At 64.3% G+C, this 19,858-nt stretch carries 18 protein-coding genes; 13 read left to right on the top strand and 5 right to left on the bottom strand.

The annotated features are described in order from the left end of the window. Window positions 1–8 precede the first annotated feature (8 nt). Together VLA96_13995 and VLA96_13990 are read right to left on the bottom strand one after the other, a co-directional pair. Window positions 9–725 (bottom strand): HAD family hydrolase, encoded by a 717-nt coding sequence (locus tag VLA96_13995; GenBank protein ID HSE50315.1) that lies wholly within the window; start codon window positions 723–725, stop codon window positions 9–11. 34 nt (window positions 726–759) lie between these two features. Next, complete coding sequence (locus tag VLA96_13990; GenBank protein ID HSE50314.1) at window positions 760–1,098, bottom strand: STAS domain-containing protein; 339 nt, start codon at window positions 1,096–1,098, stop codon at window positions 760–762. Window positions 1,099–1,271: 173 nt separating this feature from the next. Between VLA96_13990 and VLA96_13985 the strand changes: the two genes are divergently transcribed. Genes VLA96_13985 through VLA96_13975 form a run of 3 tightly spaced genes read left to right on the top strand, consistent with a single transcriptional unit; the run spans window position 1,272 to window position 6,757 of the window. Continuing rightward, window positions 1,272–3,668: an efflux RND transporter periplasmic adaptor subunit gene (locus VLA96_13985; GenBank protein HSE50313.1), complete on the top strand. Its 2,397-nt coding sequence runs from the start codon at window positions 1,272–1,274 to the stop codon at window positions 3,666–3,668. Between the two features lie 38 nt (window positions 3,669–3,706). Continuing rightward, window positions 3,707–4,588: an efflux RND transporter periplasmic adaptor subunit gene (locus tag VLA96_13980; protein ID HSE50312.1), complete on the top strand. Its 882-nt coding sequence runs from the start codon at window positions 3,707–3,709 to the stop codon at window positions 4,586–4,588. Between the two features lie 15 nt (window positions 4,589–4,603). Then, window positions 4,604–6,757 (top strand): HlyD family efflux transporter periplasmic adaptor subunit, encoded by a 2,154-nt coding sequence (locus VLA96_13975; protein HSE50311.1) that lies wholly within the window; start codon window positions 4,604–4,606, stop codon window positions 6,755–6,757. A gap of 70 nt (window positions 6,758–6,827) precedes the next feature. On the opposite strand, the gene VLA96_13970 is transcribed toward VLA96_13975, so the two are convergent. The 3 genes from VLA96_13970 to VLA96_13960 all read right to left on the bottom strand — a co-directional run bounded on the left by VLA96_13970 (window position 6,828) and on the right by VLA96_13960 (window position 12,507). After that, window positions 6,828–7,310 carry a collagen-like protein gene (locus VLA96_13970; GenBank protein HSE50310.1) on the bottom strand — a complete coding sequence of 161 codons (483 nt, stop codon included), beginning with the start codon at window positions 7,308–7,310 and terminating at the stop codon, window positions 6,828–6,830. A 196-nt stretch (window positions 7,311–7,506) separates the two neighbouring features. After that, window positions 7,507–8,904, bottom strand: coding sequence for a sigma-54 dependent transcriptional regulator (locus tag VLA96_13965; protein ID HSE50309.1), 1,398 nt, complete (start codon window positions 8,902–8,904; stop codon window positions 7,507–7,509). Between the two features lie 129 nt (window positions 8,905–9,033). Then, the gene (locus VLA96_13960; GenBank protein ID HSE50308.1) at window positions 9,034–12,507 is read right to left on the bottom strand and encodes a hypothetical protein; all 3,474 of its coding nucleotides are present in this window, start codon (window positions 12,505–12,507) and stop codon (window positions 9,034–9,036) included. An 85-nt stretch (window positions 12,508–12,592) separates the two neighbouring features. On the opposite strand from VLA96_13960, the gene VLA96_13955 reads away from it, so the two are divergent. From VLA96_13955 to VLA96_13910, 10 genes are all read left to right on the top strand, one after another. Next, window positions 12,593–13,078 carry a PaaI family thioesterase gene (locus VLA96_13955; GenBank protein HSE50307.1) on the top strand — a complete coding sequence of 162 codons (486 nt, stop codon included), beginning with the start codon at window positions 12,593–12,595 and terminating at the stop codon, window positions 13,076–13,078. 99 nt (window positions 13,079–13,177) lie between these two features. Further along, window positions 13,178–14,098, top strand: a complete 921-nt coding sequence (gene pdxS / locus VLA96_13950) for a pyridoxal 5'-phosphate synthase lyase subunit PdxS (protein ID HSE50306.1) — start codon at window positions 13,178–13,180, stop codon at window positions 14,096–14,098. 8 nt (window positions 14,099–14,106) lie between these two features. Further along, window positions 14,107–14,388, top strand: coding sequence for a hypothetical protein (locus tag VLA96_13945; GenBank protein ID HSE50305.1), 282 nt, complete (start codon window positions 14,107–14,109; stop codon window positions 14,386–14,388). After that, window positions 14,388–14,954 carry a pyridoxal 5'-phosphate synthase glutaminase subunit PdxT gene (gene pdxT / locus VLA96_13940; protein HSE50304.1) on the top strand — a complete coding sequence of 189 codons (567 nt, stop codon included), beginning with the start codon at window positions 14,388–14,390 and terminating at the stop codon, window positions 14,952–14,954. Before VLA96_13945 ends, pdxT begins: the two co-directional genes overlap by 1 nt. Window positions 14,955–15,116: 162 nt before the next feature. Further along, window positions 15,117–15,926: a cytochrome c oxidase subunit II gene (coxB, locus tag VLA96_13935; protein HSE50303.1), complete on the top strand. Its 810-nt coding sequence runs from the start codon at window positions 15,117–15,119 to the stop codon at window positions 15,924–15,926. Window positions 15,927–15,960: 34 nt separating this feature from the next. Beyond that, window positions 15,961–17,736 (top strand): cbb3-type cytochrome c oxidase subunit I, encoded by a 1,776-nt coding sequence (locus VLA96_13930; GenBank protein ID HSE50302.1) that lies wholly within the window; start codon window positions 15,961–15,963, stop codon window positions 17,734–17,736. A gap of 12 nt (window positions 17,737–17,748) precedes the next feature. Next, window positions 17,749–18,468 carry a cytochrome c oxidase subunit 3 gene (locus VLA96_13925; protein ID HSE50301.1) on the top strand — a complete coding sequence of 240 codons (720 nt, stop codon included), beginning with the start codon at window positions 17,749–17,751 and terminating at the stop codon, window positions 18,466–18,468. A gap of 16 nt (window positions 18,469–18,484) precedes the next feature. Next, window positions 18,485–19,273: a hypothetical protein gene (locus VLA96_13920; protein HSE50300.1), complete on the top strand. Its 789-nt coding sequence runs from the start codon at window positions 18,485–18,487 to the stop codon at window positions 19,271–19,273. 11 nt (window positions 19,274–19,284) lie between these two features. Then, window positions 19,285–19,611: a cytochrome C oxidase subunit IV family protein gene (locus VLA96_13915; GenBank protein ID HSE50299.1), complete on the top strand. Its 327-nt coding sequence runs from the start codon at window positions 19,285–19,287 to the stop codon at window positions 19,609–19,611. Then, window positions 19,608–19,823 (top strand): hypothetical protein, encoded by a 216-nt coding sequence (locus VLA96_13910; protein HSE50298.1) that lies wholly within the window; start codon window positions 19,608–19,610, stop codon window positions 19,821–19,823. Before VLA96_13915 ends, VLA96_13910 begins: the two co-directional genes overlap by 4 nt. Window positions 19,824–19,858: the final 35 nt, after the last annotated feature.

Here is a 19,858-nt window from a genome sequence, read left to right as displayed (position 1 = left end):
GCCCTTTTTCATTTGCCGAAGCGGTACGGCAGGCGCAATACGTCGCCGATCGAATGGATCGTCCGGTCCGACTCCTCTTCCGGTCCGGCCGGGTCGAGCGACGAGAACTCTCCGTGGCGCAGCCGCACCGTGTGGAAGCCAAGCGCCTTCCCTGCCTTGATCTCACTCGACGGCCGATCGCCCACGACCAGGATCTTGCTTGGGTCCGGCTCCTCGTGCTGCTGGATGACCCTGAAGATGGCTTCCTTGGTCAGAAGCTTGCCGGTGTCGGCGTAGAAGACCTTCCTCACCGAAGCTTCAGTGTCCAGCCCCAGCGAGCGCACCTTCGCGTGCTGCGTTTCGGGATCTCCGAAGCTGACGATGAAGTTGCGCACGCCTCGCTTGGCGAACGTTCGCAAGACGCGCAGGCTGGCGGGAAACAGCGTGAGCTTCCCGACCGGGGTGGAGAAGTACGCCGCGCGCGAGCGCATCTCGATCAACGCAGGATTCGCCCATTCCTTCACGCCCAGTTTTCGAATCACGGCGATATCGATGTGATGGAGCTGCGGATCCGTCTGGAACGCCTTCATTCGCTCCCGGAATATCTGCTCCGGCGTCCCGTTGACGCCATGCTCGGCCATCACCCCAGCGGCGTGGCGATGAGCCGACTGCACGCGCTGGCGAAAGCAGTCGTAGAGTGTGTCGTCGAGGTCGAAGATGACCGTGGAGATGCGCGGGCGCGGCACCGCCCGCTTCGCAGGACCCCGACTCCTGGATCTCCTAGTTGAACGACGAGACCGCTTGGCCTTCATCTTCGTAGATCTCGAACAGGTTCAGCAGGCCAACGATCTTCAGGGTCTGGACGGCAAGTTTCGAGGGATTGACGAGCTTGAGTGCGCCGCCGCGCTGCTTAGCGATCGTCAGAAGCCGCACCAGCGCTCCGATGCCGCTGGAGTCGATCATGGGGACGTCGCCGACATCGACCACGATGCGGCTGTCGCCCTGGCCGAAAAGCTCTTCAACGGTCTGGCGGAAGGAGTCGACGGGGTCGCCGATCTTCAAATCGCCGTGGAGATGGATGACCTGGACTTCTTCTTTCTTTCGTACGTCGATCTCCAAGCACGGCCTCCGGGGACGGGCGCTCTACAGCTAAGGTGTTGATTGACACCTCAATACCTGTTTGCTACAGTGCGCGCTCAAATTAAGAGAACCTGCCGGATTTTGCAAGCGCAATAGTCTCCTGGCGGTTGCAAGCCGCATTCCTCAGACTTCTCGACAGAAGGAGCCGCTGCATGGCGACTCAGAGTCCGGGCTTCTCCGTTCCGCTGGCGGAGCTGGCTGCATCGCTGCTCGCGGAGCGAGAGGTCGGGCCACGCGCCCGCATCGTCGCGAACTTCATCGCCGGGATGCTCCCCGACACCGCGGTCATCCTCTACGTCGTGCACGATCAGAACGCGCCCGAGTGGTCCGCCGCCGCCGTCCAGGGCGAGATCGCCCTCCAGGATGCCACCGTCGAGTTCCATGCCGGCACTCTGGGCGAACTCGCCGAGCGGCGCGAGCCTTTGCTCTACGAGGTCGCCGACCTCGCCCGCGAAGACTACTCGCACCTCAACGTGCGCCGGACCGTGGGCTCGCTCGCTTACATCCCGTTGTTGATCGATGAGGAAACGCTCATCGGCGGCATCGAGCTCATCGGCTTCGGCAAGTCGCTGACCGAAGCCGCCATCGCTCCCGCGATCGAGTGTGCCTCGGTGGCGGCGACCGGGCTGGGCTCCGCCATCATTTACGAGAACGAGCGTAACCAGCAGCTCGAGTCCATCACCCGCGTCACGCAGATGTACGACCTCGAGAAGGTCTTCAACAGCACGCTCGAGCTCGACTCGCTCGTGCCGATCATCTGCTCCAAATTCCAGGAGATCCTCAACGCCCCCATCGTGAACCTCTGGCTCGTCGACGGTGATGAACTTGTCCTGACCGGACAGGCCGGAGACGATCCCCGCTACGAACTCGGCGCCATCCAGAAGGCAGGCGAAGGGCTCGCGGCCGAGGTGTCCGACAAGGGCGAAGCGATCCTGATCGAGAGCGCAGACGACGAGCGGCTGCAACGACGGCAGACTGAGGGCGCCTATTGCGCCATGCTCGCGCCCGTTCTGGAGAAAGGAAAAGAGGTCGGTGTCGTCGAAGTCATGAATCGTTTCGACGGTAGCAACTTTGACGAAGACGACCTCTTCCTGCTCACCACCATCTGCGAGACTGCCGCGAGCGCGCTGCATAACGCGAGTTTGTTGCAGGCCGAGCGCAAGGTCGAGATCCTCGAAACGCTGGTCAAGGTCAGCAAGGAGATCACTTCCACGCTTCACTTGGAGCGCGTACTACAGGCCGTAGTCGATGGCCCGCAGGAGGTCATCCCGTACGAGCGCGCCACCCTATCGCTCGACCAGCACGGCAAGATGGTGATGAAGGCGGTGACCGGCGAAGCCCGCGTCGACAACACCGACCCCAACATCCGCCGGCTCGACGACCTCGTGCACTGGGTCGCCGGCGTGCAGCAGGAGGTCTACGCCACCCAGCGCGAGGAGACCATCAAGGCGTCTCCAGAATCGAGCGAGGAAAAGTTCCGCGCTTACTTCGCCGAAAGCGGAGCGCGCGGCTTCTTTGCCCTGCCCCTCAGCGACGAGCAGGGCCGCGTCGGCATCATCACCTTCGAGAGCAGCGATCCCGACTTCCTCAACGAAGCGCACTTCGAGATGATCAAGGTGCTCGCGGGCCAGGCGACGGTTGCCATCCGCAATGCCGAGATGTACAAGGAAGTCCCCTTCATCGGCATTCTCGAGCCGCTCCTCCAGAAGAGAGACCGTTTCATGCGGCTGGGAAAGCGCCGCCGCCAGACTTACATCACTGCCACCGTCGTCGGCCTGGTGCTGCTCGCGGTCACGCCGATGCCGATGCGGCTGGACGGCGACGCCACCGTCGCGCCTGCCCTGCGCGCGCAGGTTCAGCCCGAAGTGGAAGGCGTGGTGCGCCGCGTGCTCGTCAAGGAAGGCGAACGCGTCGCCCCCGGTACGGTCATCGCCGAGATGGAAGACTGGGACGCCAAGTCGGCCCTGGCTGCCGCCGAAGCCAAGCGCGCCGACGCCATGGCCGACATGAGTCGGGCGCTCGCCACTGGCGACGGCGCCACCGCCGGCGCCACCCGCGCCAACGCCGATTACTGGACCGCCGAGGTCCGCCGGGCGCAGGAGCGGCTCGACCGCACCAAGCTGCGCGCCCCCATCGCCGGCGTCGTGGCCACCCCGCACATTGAGACCTTCACGGGCCGCCACCTCGAGCCCGGCGACCCATTCGCCGAGGTCATCGATACCTCCCACGCCGTCGTGGACGTTGCCATCCCCGAAGGCGACGCCGGCTTGCTGCGCCAGGGCGTGAAAGGCTGGGTCAAGCTTGAGGCGCTGCCGACCAAGACTTATGACGGGACCGTGGACGTGGTCAGCCCGATGAGCACGCCCGAAGGCGAACATCGCGTGTACTTCGCGCGCGTGACCATCGACAACCCCGAGGGCCTGGTTCGTTCCGGAATGCAGGGACGGGGGAAGGTCTCCGTACCGGGCTACCATTCGGTCGGATACGTGATGTTCCGCAAGCTTGGGATGTGGGCCTGGTCGAAGGCCTGGTCCTGGTTGCCGTGGTGAGGACGATGAGGAGGCTCGACGTGAAACAGGGTCTGTGGATGGCAGCGCTCCCGCTGGCGATGTTCCTGGCCGGCTGCAGCGGCTCGAATGCGTCGGCGGCGAAGACGGAGACCGCGCCCAATCCCGCTGTCACAAAAGCAACTGCGGCCACCACCACCGGCCCCGACGACGGCGTCATCGCCAGCGGCCCGCTCATCGTCGAGAACCAGGTCGAGGTCGAAGCCCAGCGCGATGGCATGATGAGCCGCGTCGTCGCCGACATCGGATCGCAGGTGAAACAGGGGCAGTTGTTGGCTGAGTTGGACAGCCGGCAGGCCCTGGCCGAGCGCAACGGCGCCGCCGCCCGCGTCCGCAGCCTGGAATTCGATGTGAAGGGCTGGGAATACGAAGTGAAGGCCCAGGAGGCCGAGCTGGCCAGGATGGAGAAGCTAGCGGAGTCCGGCCTGGTCACCGCGCAGGAACTCGACAAGGCGCGCTACAAGACGCAGGGCGCCCGCTTCGAGACCGAACGCATCCGCGCAAGCCTGGAAAGCGCGCGCGAGCAGCTCAAGGGCGCCGAAGTCGAGCTGGCGAAGATCCGCATCGTCGCTCCATTCGCCGGCGTCGTCGGACGCCGCTACGTCCGTGCCGGCGATAAGGTCACGGCCGGCGAGCGCTTATTCTGGGTGACCGCGACTTCCCCGCTCCGCGTCCGCTTCACGCTTCCTGAAAAATACATCGGCAGGGTGCAAAAAGGGGACATGCTGGAGCTCACCGTCGCGGACGCACCCGAGATGAAGCACGCCGCCAAGATCGTCCTAGTGAGCCCGGTCGTCGATCCCGCCAGCGGCACGATCGAGGTCGCCGCCGAAGTCGTCTCGCCCGGCAAGGACCTGCGGCCCGGCATGTCGGCGAACATCAGCTTCGAACACCCGAAATAGAACTCGCGCCTTGCCATGAATCTTACCGAGACTCTGAACGTCGCGCTCCCTGAGATCCCCATCCACGCGCAACGCCAGGGATACTTCCGCCTGCACCCGTCGCTGGTCGGCCGAGAGCACATGGAAGGCGACGAGCGCGTCGTCAGCGCGGTCATCTCCAAGCGTCCCGAGCTGTTCACCTTCACGCCCGAGCAATGGGCCATCGTCAATCTCTTTGACGGCAAGCGCTCCTACGAGGAGATCGCGGAGCTCTATGCCCAGCAGAGCGGCGTGCGCTATAGCCCGGAAGAGATCCGCACGTATGCCGAGGAGCTCGACGCCGTCGACTTCTGGTTCAAGACTCCGCTGGAGAAGAACATCGCGCTCCGGCAGAAGCTGGCCGAAGGGCGCGCCCTGCAGGCCAAGAAACAATCGCGCTTCGGCGACGTCTCCCACATCGAGTTCAACGCCTGGGACCCCGACAACTACCTGGAGGTGGTGAACCGCGCGCTCAGCTTCATGTACACACCGTGGTTCACGCTGCTCACCGTCGCGTCCTTCCTGCTGATGGGATACATCTTCTTCATCAAGTGGGAAGAGATCGGCGTCGACACGCTGCAGTTCTACAACATGACCGCGAAGAGCGGCTGGGAGATCGCCGAGTTCTGGCTGCTCGCCTGCTTCGTCCTGTTCATTCACGAGACCGCCCACGGCATCTCGTGCAAGCACTACGGCGGGCACGTCCATCGCATGGGCTTCCACCTCGTGTACCTGACGCCCGCGTTCTTCACCGACGTCACCGAAGCCTGGGTCTATGCCGGCAAGTGGCAGCGCGTGGTGACCATCGTCTCAGGCGCGTGGTCGGAGATGATGATCTGCGCCATCGCCACGCCGCTCTGGTACGTCACTCCCTACGGCAGCTGGGTCCACGACTTCGCCTACAAGATGATCCTGATCACCGGTCTCGGTGTCATCTTCTTCAACTGGAACCCGCTCATCAAGCTCGACGGCTACTACCTCCTCACCGAGATCATCTCCATCCCCAACCTGAAAGAGGATTCGACCGCCTATACCTCGGCCTTGGTGAAGAAGTACTTCTGGCGCCTGCCCATCGAGATCCCCTATGTCCCCAAGAAGCGGCGTTTCGGTTACGTCTTCTACGCCCTCACCTCGGGCCTCTACAGCTACACCATCCTGTATTTCGTTGCGCGCTTCGCGGGGAACATCACGCGCGGCTTCAGCGGCGACTGGGCGTTCATTCCAGCGACGCTGGCCGGGCTCCTCATCTTCCGCTCCCGGATCAAGACCTTGGTGGCCTTTATGAAGACGGTTTATCTCGACAAGAAAGAGCGCGTGCGGGCGTGGTTCACGCCCCGGCGCCGGGTCGCGGCCGCAGTCGCCGCGGCGGTACTCCTCTTCGCCCCCATCTGGCGCGACTCGGTGGAAGGTCGCTACGTTCTTGAACCCAACGCTACCTCCGTGTTGCGCGCCGCCGTTCCCGGCCGGGTCGAGCTGGTCAACGTCTCGGAAGGCCAGCGCGTGAAAGCAGGCGACGTGTTGATGCGGGTGCGGAATTTTGACGTGGAGTCGGCCGCTGGGAAGGCGAACGCACAGCTCGTCTACGCCAAAGCGGAGCTGAACGAGGCGCAACTTCGCTCGCTGGATTTCGCCAAGGCACAGAACGCGCGCAACCAGTCGCGTACCGATGCGGAAGGGACCAGGGACCGCATGGATCGGCTGGTCGTCCGGAGCCCGCGCGACGGCGTGGTGGCCAGCCCGCGGCCTGAGGACCTCGCCAATAGCTACGTCAAGGAAGGCGTCGAGCTGCTCGAGGTGGCGGACACGTCCACTTTGAAGGCCCGCCTCTATGTGCCGGAATTCGACCTCCGCAAGGTTACCGTCGGCGCGAAGGCCAGTCTCCTGCCGGAAGGCCGTCTCCTTCCCCTTACGGGGACCGTGGATTCCGTGTTGCCTGCTTCCGAAGACATCCAGGCGGGACTGACGCCGCATGCCGAATACAAGGGCATCCGTCCGCCGAAGTACTACGTCGTCACCATCGTGATCCCGAACCCTGACGGCTCCCTGCTGCTCGGCATGCCCGGCACCGCGAAGGTTTACCACGGCTGGCGCAGCCTGGTTGCGATGCTCTGGGAGCCCGTCTGGAACACTGTGCGCCGGAAGATCTGGTAGCCAAAATAAAAAGGAGGCTGCGAACGAATTCGCAACCTCCCTCCCCCTTGTACAACACCTGAGGTCGGACTTACTCGACCATCTTGCTGCCCGAGAGGCCCTTGGCGCCCGACAGACCCTTTGCGCCCGACAGACCCTTCGCGCCCGACAGACCCTTCGCGCCCGACAGACCCTTTGCGCCCGACAGACCCTTCGCGCCCGACAGACCCTTCGCGCCCGACAGACCCTTCGCGCCCGACAGGCCCTTCGCGCCCGACAGGCCCTTCGCGCCCGACAGGCCCTTCGCGCCCGACAGGCCCTTCGCGCCCGACAGGCCCTTCGCGCCCGACAGGCCCTTGGCGCCCGACAGGCCCTTCGCGCCCGACAGGCCCTTCGCGCCCGACAGACCCTTCGCGCCCGACAGACCCTTCGCGCCCGACAGACCCTTCGCGCCCGACAAGCCCTTCGCGCCGCTCAAACCCTTGGAACCGCTCAAGTTGGTCTTCTCACGGGCGATGATGGCCTTTTTCAGGGCCGCCCGGCTGTTGATCAATGACTTCTTCTGGATCGCCATGTCTTTTCCTCTCTAGTGTTTCGAACTCTGATCTCGCTCTGCCCTTGACCCGTACGCCCGTTGATGTTGCAAGGGTTGGGCCAAACCGCTGTGGGAATGGGTACAACGTGGAATCAACGACTTACGGGCACCCGCCGGGTGAGTGGCTGTTCAGGCGACAAATTTTTCGTCGTCGTATCAACAATTTTTTGTCGAATCAGCCTTCGATGCGGTACTTGGCGCAGAGATAGGCCATGCGCCGCGAGTCGATGCGCAGGATCTGCGCCGCCGCCGCCTTCTTTCCCCCCGCTCGCCGCATCGCCGCTTGCAGGTACGCGGTCTCGATGCGCTGCATCTCCTCGTCGAAGTCGATGCCTTCCTCCGGGATGAGCAGGGCCTCCTGCTTGGCGGCCGACGACGCCAGCAATTGCTGCGGCAGGTGCTTCACCGTGATAGCGCTTCCCTCCACCATCAGCACCAGGCGCTGCACCACGTTCTCCAGCTCGCGGACGTTCCCCGGCCATGAGTAGTCCTCGAGCACATCCATCACGTCCGGCTCCACCTTCTTCAGCGGCAGCTTATTGGCCGCGCAATACACCCGCAGGAAGTGCTCGACCAGGAGTGGGATGTCGCCCTCCCGCTCCCGCAGCGGAGGCAGATGGATCGGCACCACGTGGATGCGGTAATAGAGGTCCTCCCGGAAGCGGCCGGTCCGCACCATCTCTTCCACGTCGTCGTTAGTGGCCGTGAGAAGCCGGAAGTCCACTTTCTTGGGAGTCTTGCCGCCGAGGCGCTGCACGGTGCGTTCTTCCAGGACCCGCAGCAGCTTGCTCTGCAGCGCTAGGTCAAGGGCGCCGATCTCGTCGAGGAACAGCGTCCCGCCGTGCGCCAGCTCGATATGTCCCGCACGCGCCGCGTGGGCGCCGGTGAACGCTCCCTTCTCGTGCCCGAACAGCTCGGCCTCGATCAGGTTCTCCGGCAGCGCGGCGCAGTTCACGCTCACGAACGGTTTCTCGCTGCGCATGGAGAACCGGACCAAGGCGCGCGCTACCAATTCTTTGCCCGTGCCACTCTCGCCGCGGATCATCACCGTGCTGGGGCTCTCGGCGATGCGGGTGATGGCGTCGTAGACGCGGCGCATCTGCTCAGAGCCGCCCACAATCTCGCCCAGCGAGTACTTGCTCGCGATCTCCTCGCGCAGGCGGCGGCTTTCCAGCTCCATCTCGCGCTTTTCGAGCGCGCGCGAAAGCACGATCTGCAGCTCCTGGAAGTCGACCGGCGCAACGAAGAACTCGTCCGCCACCTGCCCCGCCTTCAGCCGGATGGCACGGTTGCGCGAGCGCGTCAGCGCGATCAGAATGAAGTCCTGGTTGATCCCTCGCAGCTCCTGCAAGGTCCCGATCCCATCTTCCGCCTTCTCGCCGACCGCGTCGATGTCGAGCAAGATGGCGTCGACCTCCTCCAGCAGCGGCTGGAGCTCAGGCACCGAGCGCAGGAAGTTCACGGCAAAATACTTGGCGAGGAATTCCTCGACCTCCGGCAGCACGCCTTCGTCAGGAGTGACGATGGCGACGCGGTAGGTTTCGGGCGCCTTGGCGGCGGCGGTCGTGCGCATGGGCCCTCCAAGGGGTCAAGGGGCCCGGAAAGTCTATGACAAAAATTCGCCGCCCGCATAACAAAAACTTGTCGCGAGCACAAAAAAGTGCGGGGCGAGCCAAAGGCCCGCCCCGTGCGGAGGATCACCCTACTTGCTGTCGGGACTCCAGGACGGGACCCGTCCCGGCGTCCACGGAGCGCCTGCCGCTTCCATGTCGCGCTCGAGTGTCGCCAGGTCGCCCTCGACCAGCTGCTTCAGGCTCGCCAGAGCCTTCGAGAAGTCCTCGGCGGCGAGGGCGAAGTTGGCCTTGTGCGTCTCGGTCGGCGGCGAGGTCGACATGCGCTCGTCGTCCATGATCAGGTTCGCCCGGTCGTTGATCGAAGGCAGCGTCGGGATGTCACGCCGCCGCAGCGCCACGTCGCCGCGCAGCTCCCGCAGCAGGTCGGTATTGCGCTTCTCGAGTTGGTCGGCGCGCTTCACGAGTTCCTGGTACTTTCCAGGCGTCTCGTTAAGCGCTTCCTTGATCTTCTTCAGCCGGTCACGCACCTCGTTCGCCAGGTTCACGGCGCCGGAGACCGCGCGGTTCAGCCGCACCACCTTGTGCTGGAAGTCGGAGAGCGCCTTGCGGTCCTCCGGCTTCATCTCCGAGACGCCTTCCACCGTCACGTTCACCGGCTGCGGACCGGCGAGCTGGGTGAACTGGCCGTCCTGTTTCTGGTAGAGCGCCGCCGTGTACTTGCCCGGCATGACCAGCGGGCCCTGGGGACCGAAGAAGGCCGCCAGCTCGGGGTCGTCGTAGAACCCGCCGCCACCCTCCGGCAGCTCGGCCGGCGGATAGCGCAGGTCCCACGTCACGCGGCTGAGGCCCGCGCTGTTCGACGCCGGGATGCGCCGGATCGGCGTGTTGCTGTCGTCGAACACGACGAGGAAGACCTGCGGCGCCTCCGCCTCGGATTCCGCGCGCAGTTCGTCATTGGTCGGGAACGGGGCCTGCTGCTTGTTCTTCTCCGCCTCCTTCTCCCGCTCCTGGCGCAGTTCCTTCTTCGTCTTGAGCTTCTCCTTCAGGTAGTACGTGAAAGTCGCGCCGTATGGCGGATTCTTCGCGAAGTAGAAGTTGGTCCCCTGCGAAGCCGCGCCGAAGCCGCCGAATGGCAGCGACTGGATGTACATCAGCGCGTCGCGCGCCGGGAACAACGCCGCGTTCTGGTCGAGCATGGCCGGCGTCACCTGCCGCAGCGGCGTGATGTCGTCGAGCACCCAGAAGCCGCGGCCGAAGCTGGCCAGCACCAGGTCGTTCGCCTTCTTCTGGATGACCGCGTCGCGGATCGCGACGGTCGGCAGCCCGCCCTTCAGTTGCACCCACTTCGCGCCGCCGTCCGAGGTGAAGAACAGGCCGAACTCCGTCCCGGCGAACAGCAGCTTGGGGTTGACCGGGTCTTCGGCGATCGCCAGCACCGGATGGTTCTCCGGCAGGTTCCCGGCGATCGATGTCCACGTCTTCCCTGCGTCGGTCGACTTAAGCAGGTACGGCTTGAAGTCGTTGTTCTTGTGGTTCTCGAACGCGGCGTAGACAGTGTGGGCGTCGTGGTTCGAGGCCGCGATCCGGCTGACGTAGGTCAGCGCCGGCACGCCGGGAAATGTCTCGACCTTGCGCCAGTTCTGCCCCCCGTCCTCGGTGATCTGGATAAGGCCGTCGTCGCTGCCCAGGTAGATCAGGCCTTCCTTCACCGGCGACTCCGCCAGCGCGGACGAATTGCCATAAAAGTCGGTCGACTGGTTCTTCGCCACCGCGTCGATGCCCCACACCTTCCCCATCACCGGCAGCTTGTTGCGGTCGATCTGCCGCGTCAGGTCGCCGGAGATCGCGCGCCAGGTGTTGCCGCGGTCATCCGAGCGGTACAACTTCTGCGCCGCGAAATACAGCCGCGTATGCGAGTGCGGGCTGATGATGAACGGCGAATCCCAGTTCCAGCGGTGCGGGTCGGCGTTGCGCGCCTCCTGCGGCTGGATGCCCAGGATCTCCCCCGTCTTGCGGTCGAAGCGCACCAGCCCGCCGTACTGCGACTCCGCGTAGATGGTGTTGGGGTCTTCCGGATCGATGGCCGAGCGGAAGCCGTCGCCGCCGTTGGTGATGAACCAATCGGCATTGATGATGCCGCTGGCGCTGCGCGTCCGTGCCGGCCCGCACATCGAGTTGTTGTCCTGCGTGCCGCCGCAGACGTAGTAGAACGGCGACGAGTTGTCCACCGCCACGTCATAGAACTGCACTACCGGCAGGTTCTGGATGAATCCCCAGCTCGCGCCGCGGTCGTAGCTCACGTACAGGCCACCGTCGCAGCCCACGATCAGGTGCTTGGTGTCGTCGGGGTCGATCCACACCACGTGCGAGTCGACGTGCTTCTGCTTGTCTCCCAGCCGGCGGATGGTCTTGCCGCCGTCTTCCGAGATGCGCGTGAACGTGTCGGACAGGTAGATCCGGTCGACGTTCTTCGGATCGGCGAAGATGTGCCCGTAGTACATCGCGCCGTTCGAGAAGTCCGCGCGCTTTTCCCAGTTGGCCCCGCGGTCGGTCGAACGGAAGACGCCGCTCTTGCCGTCGGCGGCCTCGACCACGGCATAGACCACGTTGCGGTCCGCCGGCGAGACTGCGATGCCGATGCGGCCCAGGTCCACGCTCGGCAGGCCGCTGTTGATCGTGTTCCACGTCTTGCCGCCGTCGGTCGTCTTGTAAATCGCGCTTTCCGGCCCGCCGTCGATCAGCGTGAAAACGTGCCGCCGCCGCTGGTAGGTCGTCGCGTAGATCGTGTCGGGATCTTCCGGGTCCTGCGCCAGGTCGTTCGCGCCGGTGTTCTCGGAGATGTAGAGCGACTTCTTCCACGTCTTGCCGCCGTCCCTCGAGAGATAGACGCCGCGGTCGCCGCCCGGTCCCCAGAGCGGCCCCTGCGCTGCCACGTAGATGGTGTTCGAGTCCCGCGGGTCGATCAGGATCTCGCCGATGTGCTCAGAGTGCTTCAGGCCCACGTTCGTCCAGCTCTTGCCGCAGTCCACCGACTTGTACACGCCGTCGCCGTAGCCCACCGAGCGCTGCGAGTTGTCTTCTCCGGTGCCGACCCACACCACGCATGGATTCTTCGGGTCGAGCTGCACCACGCCGATGGAATACGAGCCTTCGCCGTCGAATACCGGCGTCCAGGAATACCCGGCGTCCGTCGTCTTCCACACCCCGCCCGACGCGACCGCGATGTAGATCTCCGCCTTGTTGTTCGGATTGACGGCGACGTCCTCGACGCGACCCGACGGGAACGACGGCCCGATATTCCGCAGCTTCATGCCGCTGAACGTCCCGCTCGCGAATGGGTCTTTCTTTTTCTCGTCCTTCTTCTCTTCCTTCTTGTCGCCGGCTCTGCCCTGCTCGTCTTTCGCCGCGCTCTTCTTCTTGTCGGCCGCGGCGCCGGGCTTTTCCTTCTCCTTCTCCTTTTGCGCGGTGTCGGAATCGGGCTCGGTGGCCGACTCGGGCGTCTTCGCGACGGTCGGTCCGGTGACCTGCGGCGCCGGCGCGGTCTGCGCCTGCGTGAGAGTGAAGGCGAGAAACAGAGAGAAAAGGGCGAGGATTCGCTTCACGGCTGGTTCTCCTGAGCTGGAATGGAACTGACGGTTATACACCTAGAGCCCGAAAACCGCAGTGCTAGAATCACGCTCTCCCGTGATGAAACGCACCCTGCATGGCCACGGCACCAAGCACCTCAAGATCCCCAAGGGGGTTCGTAACCGCTGCTTCGGATGCGGCCGCGACAACCCCGAGGGCATGCGCCTCAAGTTCTTCCTCGACGAGAAGCGCCAGCGCTGCATCGGACGCTTCCGCCTGCCAAAACGTTATGTCGGACCACCCGGCCACGCCCACGGCGGCGTCATCGCCACCATCCTCGACGAAGCCATGGGCAAGGTGAACAAGCTGCGCCACGTCGTTGCGATGACCCGCAGCATGGAGGTCGAGTACCTGAAGCCGGTGCCGCTCGGCAAGCCCATCACGGTCGAGGGCTACGAGCTGCGGGTCCACGGCCGCAAGCACACCAACGTAGCCGAGATACGCAATGCTCAAGGTGAGCTCCTGGCGCGCTCGACCGGCTTGTTCATTGCCATCGACCCGCACAAGATGTTCGCCCGGCACATCAAGGGGATGCGCGAGCGCTAGGCTTCCTGCGTCGTTTGGCGGCGGCGCGAATCCCTAAAGAGGTAAAATGGAGCTTCCCAGCCACATACCTGCTGAGCGGATGTGAGCGTAAGGAGACGTATGTCCGAGAAGAACGGCAACCAGACTTCCCTGCGGCTCAAGACCGGCCTCGCCGAGATGCTCAAGGGTGGCGTGATCATGGACGTCACCGACGCCCGCCAGGCCGAGATCGCCGAGAAAGCCGGCGCGTCCGCCGTGATGGCGCTCGAGCGCGTGCCCGCGCAGATCCGCGCCGAGGGCGGCGTGGCCCGCATGGCCTCGCCCAAGAAGATCCGCGAGATCATGGACACCGTCTCCATCCCCGTGATGGCCAAGTGCCGCATCGGGCACTTTGCCGAGGCGCAGATCCTGCAGGAGCTGGGCGTGGATTACATCGACGAATCCGAAGTCCTCACGCCCGCCGACGAAGCTCACCACGTCGACAAGCACGCCTTCACCACGCCGTTCGTATGCGGCGCACGCAACCTGGGCGAGGCGCTGCGGCGCATCGCCGAGGGCGCGGCTATGATCCGCACCAAGGGCGAAGCCGGCACCGGCGACGTCATCCACGCCGTCAAGCACATGCGCCAGATCGTGAGCGAGATGAAGCGCCTTACCGTGCTGAGCGAGCAGGAGCTGTACGCGGCCGCCAAGGAGCATCAGGCGCCGTACGAGCTGGTGAAGATGGTCGCGAAGGAAGGCAAGCTGCCCGTCCCGAACTTCTCCGCGGGTGGCATCGCCACGCCGGCTGACGCCGCGCTCGTCCGCCAGCTCGGCGCCGAGGCCGTCTTCGTCGGCTCCGGCATCTTCATGAAGGATTCCGTCAACTTCTGCGAGCCCGCGGAAGCCGAGCGCCGCGCCAAGGCCATCGTCCGCGCCACCACGCACTTCGACGACCCCAAGGTGCTGCTCGAGGTCTCGAACGATCTCGCGGGCGCCATGAAGGGCCTAGCGGTCGCCGCCATCGCGGAAGCGGACCTGCTGCAGAAGCGCGGCTGGTAGGTCGCCAAATGGGGCTGCGCCGCTCATTGCGACGAGCGATTCTGGCGGATCGCTCAGAGCTCATCGTGCAGCTGCGCAGCGGGATTCTACGGGGCGAATTCAGCGAGACTGATCTCATAGAGGGTCGCTGGCGCGAGATTTCAGCCGCCACTGGCGGAGCCCTCTTCGAAGATAGCCTTGATGCGGTTGAGTTTTTGATGGCCTTCGAAGAGGAAGGGATTGCAAACGCTACGGTTGGCGATCTATTGCACCTACTCGAGAAGCAACAGGCGGAACGGAATAGACCCTAATGACCGTCGGTGTCCTCGCCATCCAGGGTGATTACGAAGCGCACGGCCGGGTGCTCGAGAAGCTCGGCGCCCAGGTTCGCTTCGTCCGCAAACCCGAGCAGCTCGCTGAAGTCGATGCGCTCATCATCCCCGGCGGCGAGTCCACCACCTTCCTGAACTTCCTTGCCGAGCATGGATTCCTCGAAAAACTGCGCGACTTTGTTCGCGCGAAGCCCACATTCGGCACCTGCGCGGGCGCCATCCTGCTCGCCAAAGACGTCGAGAACCCACCACAGCAATCCCTGGGGGCGCTCGACATCGACATTCGCCGCAACGCCTACGGTCGCCAGAATGAGAGTTTCATCGCCGAACTCCAGACGAAGCTCGGCCCGATGGAGTCCGTTTTCATCCGCGCGCCCAAGATCACGCGCGTCGGGCAGGGCGTCGAGGTGCTCGCCGTGGAAAAGAACGACCCGGTGCTGGTCCGCCAGGGCAAGATCTTGGCTGCGACCTTTCATCCTGAGCTCTCCGCCGGCACGCGCGTGCACGAAGAATTCCTCCAGATGGCGCGCAACGGCTCGAAGTGATCCGGCCATTCCTGACTTCCAACTCCACAATCACGTGCGCCGTCACAGCGATGCGTGTTGCGCGTCATTGACAGGATTGTTAGACTGGCGCGCTTGCTCGCGTCTCGGGGTCGCGAAGCGGCAAGCTGCGGTCGTCCCTAAATCTATCGACGAGGACCGAGGATGGGGCTGGCTCTTCTGTTCGTCATCTGGCTGATCACCCTGGCCAGTTCGTGGTTCTTTTTCTCTAAAACTTGGTGGATGCCCGCAGGCGCTTCAGCGGCCGCGGCCGGGATCGACCGCCAATTCGCCATCACCTATGCGCTCATGGGGATCGTCTTCCTCGCCGCCCAGCTCGCGCTGGGCCTTTTCGTTTGGAAGTACCGTGACAAGGAGCGCATGAAGGCCCACTACAGCCACGGCGACACGGGCCTGGAGATGACCTGGACGGTGCTGACCGCCATCCTCTTTATCGGCTTGAACCTCGCCGGCGCCAAGGCCTGGAGCGAGCAGCGCTTCCAGCCCGCGCCCGCCAACGCCATCACCGTGGAAGTCACCGGCGTGCAGTTCGCCTGGTACTTCCGCTATCCCGGTCCCGACAACAAGTTCGCGAAGGTGAACCCCGCCGACATCGACGCCTCCGCCGGTAACATGGGCGGGGTCGGTGTGGACACCACCGACCCCGCCGCCAAGGACGACATCGTCGTCGGCACCATGGTCGTGCCGGTGAACCGCGACGTACAGGTCATGCTGCGCGCCCAGGACGTCATCCACAGCTTCTACGTGCCCGCGATGCGCTTCAAGCAAGACGCCGTTCCCGGGCTCATCATCCCCATGCACTTCCGCCCGACCGCCGTCGGCGACTACGAGTTCGCGTGCGCCGAGTTGTGCGGCCTCGGACACTACAAGATGCACGGCATGCTGAAGGTCGTCAGCCAGGAGGAGTACGACAAGTGGCTGGCGGAACGCATCGCGGAGAAGAACGCAGAGTAGCGCAGGACTCACCACAGGAGAGACCAGAGAGACTATGGCGGAACACATCGAACACGCGGCGCACGCCCACGCTGCGCCGACGGGTTTCATCCGCAAGTACGTTTTCAGCCTCGACCACAAGGTCATCGGCATCCAGTACTACTTCCTGGCGCTGGCCTCGGTGTTCATCGGAATGTTCCTGTCGCTGCTGATGCGCATCCACCTCGTCTGGCCGGGCGTGAGCCTTCCCCTGATCGGCGAGATCAAGCCCGAGACCTACCTCTCGCTGCTGACCATGCACGGCACCTTCATGGTGTTCTTCGTGCTCACCACGGCGCCGCAGTCGGGATTCGGCAATTACTTCCTGCCCATCCAGATCGGCGCGCCCGATATGGCGTTCCCCGTCCTGAACATGCTCTCGTTCTGGACCACGTTTCTGGCATTCCTGGTCGCCATCGCGGCCTTCTTCGTCGAGGGCGGCGCTCCCCTACACGGCTGGACCGGATACCCGCCGCTCAGCGCCGTGCCCAGTGCCGGTCCGGGTGAGGCTCTCGGCGCCGACCTCTGGGTGCTCTCCATCGCCATCTTCTGCGTCGCGTCGTTGATGGGCGCGCTCAACTTCATCACCACCGTGCTCGACCTGCGCTGCAAAGGCATGTCGATGATGCGCATGCCGCTCACCGTGTGGGCATGGTTCATCACTGCCATCCTCGGCCTGCTCGCCTTCGGTGTGCTCCTCTCCGCCGGCATCCTGCTGCTGCTCGATCGCAATCTTGGCACCAGCTTCTTTATTCCGGGCGGCACCGTCGTCAACGGCACGCTGCTGAATCACAAGGGAGGGTCGCCGCTCCTGTGGCAACACCTCTTCTGGTTCTTCGGGCACCCCGAGGTCTACATCGCCATCCTTCCGGGCATGGGCGTGGCGTCGCAACTGCTCTCCACCTTCTCGCGCAAGCCCATCTTCGGCTACAAGGCGATGGTCTATGCCATCATGGCCATTGGCGGCTTGGGCTTCGTGGTGTGGGGCCATCACATGTTCATGAGCGGCATGAGCCCGTACTCCGCCTTCGCCTTCTCGCTCATGACCATGGCCATCGGCGTGCCCTCGGCCATCAAGACCTTCAACTGGCTCGGCACTATCTGGCGCGGCCGCGTGCACTTCGATTCCCCGATGCTGTTCGCCGTCGGCTTCGTGTCGCTGTTCGTCTCCGGCGGCCTGAGCGGCCCGTTCCTGGCGCAGCCCCTGCTCGACATCTACCTGCACGACACTTTCTTCGTCGTCGCCCACTTCCACCTCATCATGGGCGTGGCGGCCATCTTCGGCATCTTCGCCGGAACCTACTACTGGTTCCCCAAGATGTTCGGCCGCATGATGAACGAGGCCCTCGCGCAGGCGCACTTCTGGCTCACGCTCATCGGCACGTACGCCATCTTCATGCCGATGCACTACGAGGGCATGGCCGCGCGCCCGCGTCGCTACTCGCAGCTCACCGAGGTCGGATGGCTGCAGCAGTTGACCGGCGTCGAGAAGTTCGTCACCTACGCGGCCTTCATCACCATCGCGGCGCAGTTCATTTTCGTCTTCAACTTGTTCTGGTCAATGTTCAAGGGTAAGAAGGCGACCGACAACCCGTGGAACGCGACTACGTTGGAGTGGACCACGGCCACTCCGCCGCCGCACGACAACTTCGCCGGCGTCACGCCGACCGTCTACCACGGGCCCTACGAGTACTCGGTGCCGGGCGCGCCCAACGACTTCGTCATGCAGACCGACCCGACTCCGCACGGCGGCCACGTACCGTCGGAGGACAAACCGCTAGCGGCGGAATAACCGATGTCCACGATGCCGGCGAGCCTCGAACTCGAGAAGCACGGTGGTGGTGGCGGCGGACGTGTCCCCCCGCCCCGGGGAGGCGACGGCGGCGGCGCCCGCGGCGACGATGCCCCCGACTTCCGCGAGCGCCTGAACCGCTATCGCCTCGGCATGGCCATCGGCCTCATCGGTGTCATCATGGTGTTCGTCAGCCTGACAAGCGCCTTCATCGTCCGCCAGGGGACGACGACACGCGACCCGAATACCGGGATCGAGACGGTGGACTGGCTGCCCATCACCTTGCCCACGTCGGCACTCGTGCTCAACACTCTGCTGCTGATGGCTTCCAGCGTGGCGCTGGAGATGGCACGCCGCTCACTCAAACGCCAATACGCGGTCGCGGAAGCCGTCGGCGACTCCGAAGCCCAGGCTCCCGCTCCCTGGCTCGCGATCTCGGTCCTGCTTGGCGCGGGGTTCCTGGCGGGACAGCTCTTCGTCTGGAGCGAGCTCCGCCGTCGCGGCGTCTACCTGCCGACCAACCCGTCGAGTTCGTTCTTCTACCTGCTGACGGCGCTCCACGGCGTTCACTTGCTGGGCGGGATGATCGCGCTCGGCTATGCCCAGGCCACGGCCTGGTTCCACCGCTCCATCGCGCAGCGGCTGCTCGTGGTCGACGTCACCGGCATCTACTGGCACTTCATGGCATTGCTGTGGCTCTACATCTTTGGGTTGTTCCAGTTCGTGAAATAAGAGGAGAACACTGACGATGGCGGATGCAGTCGTGCATCATCCACAAGCCGGCGAATACGAGCCGCCGTTCCTGGGCGCGTACTCCAAGAAGATCGGGATGTGGCTGTTCCTGCTCTCCGACTCCCTGACCTTCGGCGCGCTGCTGTTCGCCTACAGCTACGGGCGCATCGCGACCCCGCACTGGCCCACGCCCTTCAATGCCCACTCCATCGCCAACGCCAGCGTGATGACCGCTTGCCTGCTCTCCAGTTCGCTCACCATGGTGCTGGCCGTGCTCGCCGCGGGGCGCCGCGATCGCGCCTGGACGCGCAACTGGCTCATCGCCACCATGCTCTTCGGCACCGCCTTCATCGTCCTGCACGCCTGGGAGTGGAACGGCCTGCGCCATGAAGGCATGACGCTCTCCATCTTTCCCGAGATCCCGGGCGCGGAAGCCACCGAGCTCGGCAAGCAAGCCAGCACCGTCCCGCAGTTCGCCGGAACCTTTTTCGCCCTCACCGGCATGCACATGCTGCACGTGACCATCGGCGTCATCTACCTGGGCGTGCTCGCCTTCGGCCGCAAGTGGCTCCCGGCACTGGCGATCTTCGCCGTCGGCGCCTTCTTCATTCCGTCGTGGAGCACCTTCCACTGGCTCACGTACCCGCTCGTCCTGGCGCTGGTCGTGTGCGGCATCATCTTGTGGCTCAAGCCGAAGGCGTATGACGCGCACGATATCGAGGTCGGCGGTCTCTACTGGCACTTCGTCGACCTGGTCTGGATGTTCATCTTCCCGCTCGTGTACCTGATGTCCACCAAGATCTAGGAGCGCGCAGAATGGAAATGACGCATCATCAACACGCTGATTCGCACGCCGAAGGCAAGGCGACCTACTTCTACGTCTGGGGCGCGCTGCTCGTGCTGACCGTGGTCGAGATCGTCCTCGCCTACAAGCAGGTCTTCGACCCGCTCCACATGCTCATCGTGCTCCTGTCGCTCTCGATCGTGAAATCGGTGCTCATCATCGGCTGGTTCATGCACCTTAAGGGCGAGACCAACGTGATGAAGTGGACCCTCATGGGCTCGCTCACCCTTTGCCTCATCCTCATGTTCATCTTCTTCGTGGATGCCGAGCGCATCATCAAGCTCGGGACCGGCAAATGAGGCGGCTGATTGCCATCGCGACGCTGGCGCTCGCCCTTCTTCCGGCGGCGCCCGCGCTCGCGCAGTGCTCGATGTGCGCCAGCAATGCCGCGGGAGCCAGCGCGCGCACGCAGAAGTCGCTCATGCACGGCGTCTTCGTTCTGCTCATCCCGCCGCTCGGACTGATGGCCGGCCTCGTCGGCCTGGCGTTCTTCTACCGCCGCGACGGCTGACCTTCCGCCGCTCTCGTATAATAAGAAGATTCACA

It is taken from the genome of Terriglobales bacterium (assembly GCA_035457425.1).
Classification (GTDB): Bacteria; Acidobacteriota; Terriglobia; order Terriglobales; family Acidobacteriaceae; genus JACPNR01.
Note: the sequence above shows the minus strand (reverse complement) of the source record. Positions and strands in the feature narration are given on the sequence as shown.

Coding starts and splice junctions, on each gene's coding strand:
- VLA96_13985 (HSE50313.1), top strand. CDS start 1,272: ATGGCGACTCAGAGTCCGGGCTTCTCCGTTCCGCTGGCGGAGCTGGCT.
- VLA96_13980 (HSE50312.1), top strand. CDS start 3,707: ATGGCAGCGCTCCCGCTGGCGATGTTCCTGGCCGGCTGCAGCGGCTCG.
- VLA96_13975 (HSE50311.1), top strand. CDS start 4,604: ATGAATCTTACCGAGACTCTGAACGTCGCGCTCCCTGAGATCCCCATC.
- VLA96_13970 (HSE50310.1), bottom strand. CDS start 7,310: ATGGCGATCCAGAAGAAGTCATTGATCAACAGCCGGGCGGCCCTGAAA.
- VLA96_13965 (HSE50309.1), bottom strand. CDS start 8,904: ATGCGCACGACCGCCGCCGCCAAGGCGCCCGAAACCTACCGCGTCGCC.
- VLA96_13955 (HSE50307.1), top strand. CDS start 12,593: ATGAAACGCACCCTGCATGGCCACGGCACCAAGCACCTCAAGATCCCC.
- pdxS (HSE50306.1), top strand. CDS start 13,178: ATGTCCGAGAAGAACGGCAACCAGACTTCCCTGCGGCTCAAGACCGGC.
- VLA96_13945 (HSE50305.1), top strand. CDS start 14,107: ATGGGGCTGCGCCGCTCATTGCGACGAGCGATTCTGGCGGATCGCTCA.
- pdxT (HSE50304.1), top strand. CDS start 14,388: ATGACCGTCGGTGTCCTCGCCATCCAGGGTGATTACGAAGCGCACGGC.
- coxB (HSE50303.1), top strand. CDS start 15,117: ATGGGGCTGGCTCTTCTGTTCGTCATCTGGCTGATCACCCTGGCCAGT.
- VLA96_13930 (HSE50302.1), top strand. CDS start 15,961: ATGGCGGAACACATCGAACACGCGGCGCACGCCCACGCTGCGCCGACG.
- VLA96_13925 (HSE50301.1), top strand. CDS start 17,749: ATGCCGGCGAGCCTCGAACTCGAGAAGCACGGTGGTGGTGGCGGCGGA.
- VLA96_13920 (HSE50300.1), top strand. CDS start 18,485: ATGGCGGATGCAGTCGTGCATCATCCACAAGCCGGCGAATACGAGCCG.
- VLA96_13915 (HSE50299.1), top strand. CDS start 19,285: ATGGAAATGACGCATCATCAACACGCTGATTCGCACGCCGAAGGCAAG.
- VLA96_13910 (HSE50298.1), top strand. CDS start 19,608: ATGAGGCGGCTGATTGCCATCGCGACGCTGGCGCTCGCCCTTCTTCCG.